Origin of the sequence: Microbacterium hibisci (assembly GCF_015278255.1) — a bacterium.
Classification (GTDB): domain Bacteria; phylum Actinomycetota; class Actinomycetes; order Actinomycetales; family Microbacteriaceae; genus Microbacterium; species Microbacterium hibisci.
This window is the reverse complement of record NZ_JADIJC010000015.1, coordinates 1-5,512: the sequence shown is the minus strand read 5'-3', so window position 1 is coordinate 5,512 and position 5,512 is coordinate 1. Positions and strand designations below refer to the sequence as shown.

Below are 5,512 nucleotides of genomic sequence, written 5' to 3'. Positions count from 1 at the left end.
GTTAACGCGGAATGGCCACCCAGGGTGTGGGTGGCCATTCCGTGAATGGGTGTCCGGCGGTGTCCTACTCTCCCACAGGGTCCCCCCTGCAGTACCATCGGCGCTGAGAGGCTTAGCTTCCGGGTTCGGAATGGGACCGGGCGTTTCCCTCTCGCTATGGCCGCCGAAACTCTTTCGATGTTTCAGGTGTTCACAACGTGAAAGTTCTCTTTATAGTTGTTGTTCCCGACCGTACATCGGGAACCACTCAGTGGACGCGAGCACCAGAATTGGTGTGTTATCAAGTCATCGGCTTATTAGTACCAGTCAGCTGCACACGTTGCCGTGCTTCCACATCTGGCCTATCAACCCAGTAGTCTGGCTGGGAGCCTCTCACCCGAAGGTATGGAAGTCTCATCTTGAGGCCGGCTTCCCGCTTAGATGCTTTCAGCGGTTATCCATCCCGAACGTAGCTAACCAGCGGTGCACTTGGCAGTACAACTGGCACACCAGAGGTTCGTCCAACCCGGTCCTCTCGTACTAGGGTCAGATCCTCTCAAACTTCCTACGCGCGCAGCGGATAGGGACCGAACTGTCTCACGACGTTCTAAACCCAGCTCGCGTACCGCTTTAATGGGCGAACAGCCCAACCCTTGGGACCTACTCCAGCCCCAGGATGCGACGAGCCGACATCGAGGTGCCAAACCATGCCGTCGATATGGACTCTTGGGCAAGATCAGCCTGTTATCCCCGAGGTACCTTTTATCCGTTGAGCGACAGCGCTTCCACAAGCCACTGCCGGATCACTAGTCCCGACTTTCGTCCCTGCTCGACCTGTCAGTCTCACAGTCAAGCTCCCTTGTGCACTTACACTCGCCACCTGATTGCCAACCAGGTTGAGGGAACCTTTGGGCGCCTCCGTTACTTTTTGGGAGGCAACCGCCCCAGTTAAACTACCCACCAGGCACTGTCCCTGAACCGGATCACGGTTCGAAGTTAGACATCCAGAGTGACCAGAGTGGTATTTCAACAACGACTCCACGAATACTGGCGTATCCGCTTCACAGTCTCCCACCTATCCTACACAAGCCACACCGAACACCAATACCAAGCTGTAGTAAAGGTCACGGGGTCTTTCCGTCCTGCTGCGCGTAACGAGCATCTTTACTCGTAATGCAATTTCGCCGAGTTCGCGGTTGAGACAGTTGGGAAGTCGTTACGCCATTCGTGCAGGTCGGAACTTACCCGACAAGGAATTTCGCTACCTTAGGATGGTTATAGTTACCACCGCCGTTTACTGGGGCTTAAATTCTGAGCTTCGCCTTGCGGCTGACCCGTCCTCTTAACCTTCCAGCACCGGGCAGGCGTCAGTCCGTATACATCGTCTTGCGACTTGGCACGGACCTGTGTTTTTAGTAAACAGTCGCTACCCACTAGTCTCTGCGGCCACCACACCCTTTTCCCAGCAAGTGGGTATAAGTGGATGGCCCCCCTTCTCCCGAAGTTACGGGGGCATTTTGCCGAGTTCCTTAACCACGATTCTCTCGATCTCCTCGGTATTCTCTACCTGACCACCTGAGTCGGTTTGGGGTACGGGCGGCTAGAACCTCGCGTCGATGCTTTTCTTGGCAGCATAGGATCACCCACTTTTCATCCGCATCGTGTCTCAGCCTGTATGAGGAACGGATTTGCCTATCCCTCGGCCTACGCACTTGCCCCGGGACAACCATCGCCCGGGTTGGGCTACCTTCCTGCGTCACACCTGTTAATACGCTAACCGCCTCAGCATGGGGTCGTGCGCTAGGCCCACAGCATCACCCCGAAGGGATCCGTCAGTGGGATTCAGACACTTAGCACTACTGGATTGGTTGGGGCGGTTCTTCGCCGGTACGGGAATATCAACCCGTTGTCCATCGACTACGCCTGTCGGCCTCGCCTTAGGTCCCGACTTACCCAGGGAAGATTAGCTTGACCCTGGAACCCTTGGTCTTTCGGAGGACGTGTTTCTCACACGTCTTTCGCTACTCATGCCTGCATTCTCACTCGTGTAGCGTCCACGGCTGGGTCACCCCGCCGCTTCACTCGCCACACGACGCTCTCCTACCCATCAACACGGCTGGACCACGAAGGCCTACCAATAATGTCAATGCCACAACTTCGGTGGCGTGCTTGAGCCCCGTTACATTGTCGGCGCGGAATCACTTGACCAGTGAGCTATTACGCACTCTTTCAAGGGTGGCTGCTTCTAAGCCAACCTCCTGGTTGTCTAAGCAACTCCACATCCTTTCCCACTTAGCACGCGCTTAGGGACCTTAGATGGTGGTCTGGGTTGTTTCCCTCTCGACTATGAAGCTTATCCCCCACAGTCTCACTGCTGCGCTCTCACTTACCGGCATTCGGAGTTTGGCTGACGTCAGTAACCTGGTGGGGCCCATCGGCCATCCAGTAGCTCTACCTCCGGCAAGAAACACGCAACGCTGCACCTAAATGCATTTCGGAGAGAACCAGCTATCACGAAGTTTGATTGGCCTTTCACCCCTATCCACAGCTCATCCCCTCAGTTTTCAACCTAAGTGGGTTCGGCCCTCCACGACGTCTTACCGTCGCTTCAGCCTGGCCATGGATAGATCACTTCGCTTCGGGTCTAGGACATGCGACTGAATCGCCCTATTCAGACTCGCTTTCGCTACGGCTACCCCACCCGGGTTAACCTCGCCACATATCGCTAACTCGCAGGCTCATTCTTCAAAAGGCACGCTGTCACACCTACCAGGGGTGCTCCAACGGTTTGTAAGCAAACGGTTTCAGGTACTATTTCACTCCCCTCCCGGGGTACTTTTCACCTTTCCCTCACGGTACTTGTCCGCTATCGGTCATCTGGGAGTATTTAGGCTTATCAGGTGGTCCTGACAGATTCACACGGGATTTCTCGGGCCCCGTGCTACTTGGGATACTCTCCACGTCAGAACACGCATTTCGACTACGGGGCTGGCACCCACTCTGGCCCGCCTTTCAAGACGGTTCGTCTATACGCTTCTGTCACGTCGACCACTCGGCAGAATGGTCAGGAAAGTCCCGCAACCCCCCACATGCAACGCCTGCCGGCTCTCACACACATGAGGTTTAGCCTGATCCGATTTCGCTCGCCACTACTCACGGAATCACGGTTGTTTTCTCTTCCTGTGGGTACTGAGATGTTTCACTTCCCCACGTTCCCTCTACCCGCCCTATATATTCAGGCGGGAGTCACTGGGTCGGCACGCCGCCCAGCGGGGTTTCCCCATTCGGACACCCTCGGATCAAAACTTGCTTATCAGTTCCCCGAGGCTTATCGCAGATTGCTACGTCCTTCTTCGGCTCCAGATGCCAAGGCATCCACCGTTTGCTCTTAAAGACTTGAAAACATGAGAATCAAAACTCGGGCCACACTCCGAAGAATGCGACCAGAAATTGACTAATGATCTTTAAGATCATCAACAAGACAACCCCGAAGGGTCATCTCAAAGATGCTCGCGTCCACTGTGTAGTTCTCAAAGTACGGGCGGCACCCCCACCACCACACCAACCGGCGCAGCGACAGGAGCCCAGAGAGTCGCACACCACCCCAAAAAGGCTGGCGTCCGGTCCCTCAGGACCCAACAGCGTGCCGGCACCCCGCTCACCCACCCCCACCCTCCAACCACACCCCCGAAGGAATCTGGCGTACTAGTAGGAATCAGCTGCGCTGATGCCATGTCAAATGTTCCACCCACGAGCCCCAACCAGGAACATCCGTCCTGATCTGGGTCCTAGAGTCCCGAAGAACTCAGGTGCTCCTTAGAAAGGAGGTGATCCAGCCGCACCTTCCGGTACGGCTACCTTGTTACGACTTAGTCCTAATTACCGATCCCACCTTCGACGGCTCCCCCCACAAGGGTTAGGCCACCGGCTTCAGGTGTTACCGACTTTCATGACTTGACGGGCGGTGTGTACAAGACCCGGGAACGTATTCACCGCAGCGTTGCTGATCTGCGATTACTAGCGACTCCGACTTCATGAGGTCGAGTTGCAGACCTCAATCCGAACTGGGACCGGCTTTTTGGGATTCGCTCCACCTCACGGTATTGCAGCCCTTTGTACCGGCCATTGTAGCATGCGTGAAGCCCAAGACATAAGGGGCATGATGATTTGACGTCATCCCCACCTTCCTCCGAGTTGACCCCGGCAGTATCCCATGAGTTCCCACCATTACGTGCTGGCAACATAGAACGAGGGTTGCGCTCGTTGCGGGACTTAACCCAACATCTCACGACACGAGCTGACGACAACCATGCACCACCTGTTCACGAGTGTCCAAAGAGTCCCCTATTTCTAGGGTGTTCTCGTGTATGTCAAGCCTTGGTAAGGTTCTTCGCGTTGCATCGAATTAATCCGCATGCTCCGCCGCTTGTGCGGGTCCCCGTCAATTCCTTTGAGTTTTAGCCTTGCGGCCGTACTCCCCAGGCGGGGAACTTAATGCGTTAGCTGCGTCACGGAATCCGTGGAAAGGACCCCACAACTAGTTCCCAACGTTTACGGGGTGGACTACCAGGGTATCTAAGCCTGTTTGCTCCCCACCCTTTCGCTCCTCAGCGTCAGTTACGGCCCAGAGATCTGCCTTCGCCATCGGTGTTCCTCCTGATATCTGCGCATTCCACCGCTACACCAGGAATTCCAATCTCCCCTACCGCACTCTAGTCTGCCCGTACCCACTGCAGGCCCGAGGTTGAGCCTCGGGATTTCACAGCAGACGCGACAAACCGCCTACGAGCTCTTTACGCCCAATAATTCCGGATAACGCTTGCGCCCTACGTATTACCGCGGCTGCTGGCACGTAGTTAGCCGGCGCTTTTTCTGCAAGTACCGTCACTTTCGCTTCTTCCTTGCTAAAAGAGGTTTACAACCCGAAGGCCGTCATCCCTCACGCGGCGTTGCTGCATCAGGCTTCCGCCCATTGTGCAATATTCCCCACTGCTGCCTCCCGTAGGAGTCTGGGCCGTGTCTCAGTCCCAGTGTGGCCGGTCACCCTCTCAGGCCGGCTACCCGTCGACGCCTTGGTGAGCCATTACCTCACCAACAAGCTGATAGGCCGCGAGCCCATCCCAGACCAAAAAATCTTTCCAAACACTAACCATGCGGTTGTGTCTCATATCCAGTATTAGACGCCGTTTCCAGCGCTTATCCCAGAGTCCAGGGCAGGTTGCTCACGTGTTACTCACCCGTTCGCCACTGATCCACCCCGCAAGCGGGGCTTCACCGTTCGACTTGCATGTGTTAAGCACGCCGCCAGCGTTCATCCTGAGCCAGGATCAAACTCTCCATAAAAAAATGATGCTGCAAACAATCGGAATAAGACCGAAAGCAGCGAGTTCAATCATGACCAAAAACGAATATCAAACTGACATCCATGAATTGATCCAAAAAAGACCCCCACCAACCACAAACGTGGTCGACAGAGAAAAAAATTGGCATTTGACAAGTGCACGCTGTTGAGTTCTCAAAGATCGGACGCACC

Annotated in this window: 3 rRNA genes; all 3 read right to left on the bottom strand. The window is 55.2% G+C overall.

Annotated features, from left to right (window positions below):
• Nucleotides 1-51: 51 nt before the first annotated feature.
• Nucleotides 52-168, bottom strand: a 5S ribosomal RNA gene (gene rrf, locus IM770_RS17730).
• 108 nt (nt 169-276) lie between these two features.
• Nucleotides 277-3,381, bottom strand: a 23S ribosomal RNA gene (locus tag IM770_RS17725).
• Between the two features lie 418 nt (nt 3,382-3,799).
• Nucleotides 3,800-5,322 (bottom strand): 16S ribosomal RNA (locus IM770_RS17720).
• Together the 16S, 23S and 5S rRNA genes form the textbook arrangement of a ribosomal RNA operon.
• Nucleotides 5,323-5,512: the final 190 nt, after the last annotated feature.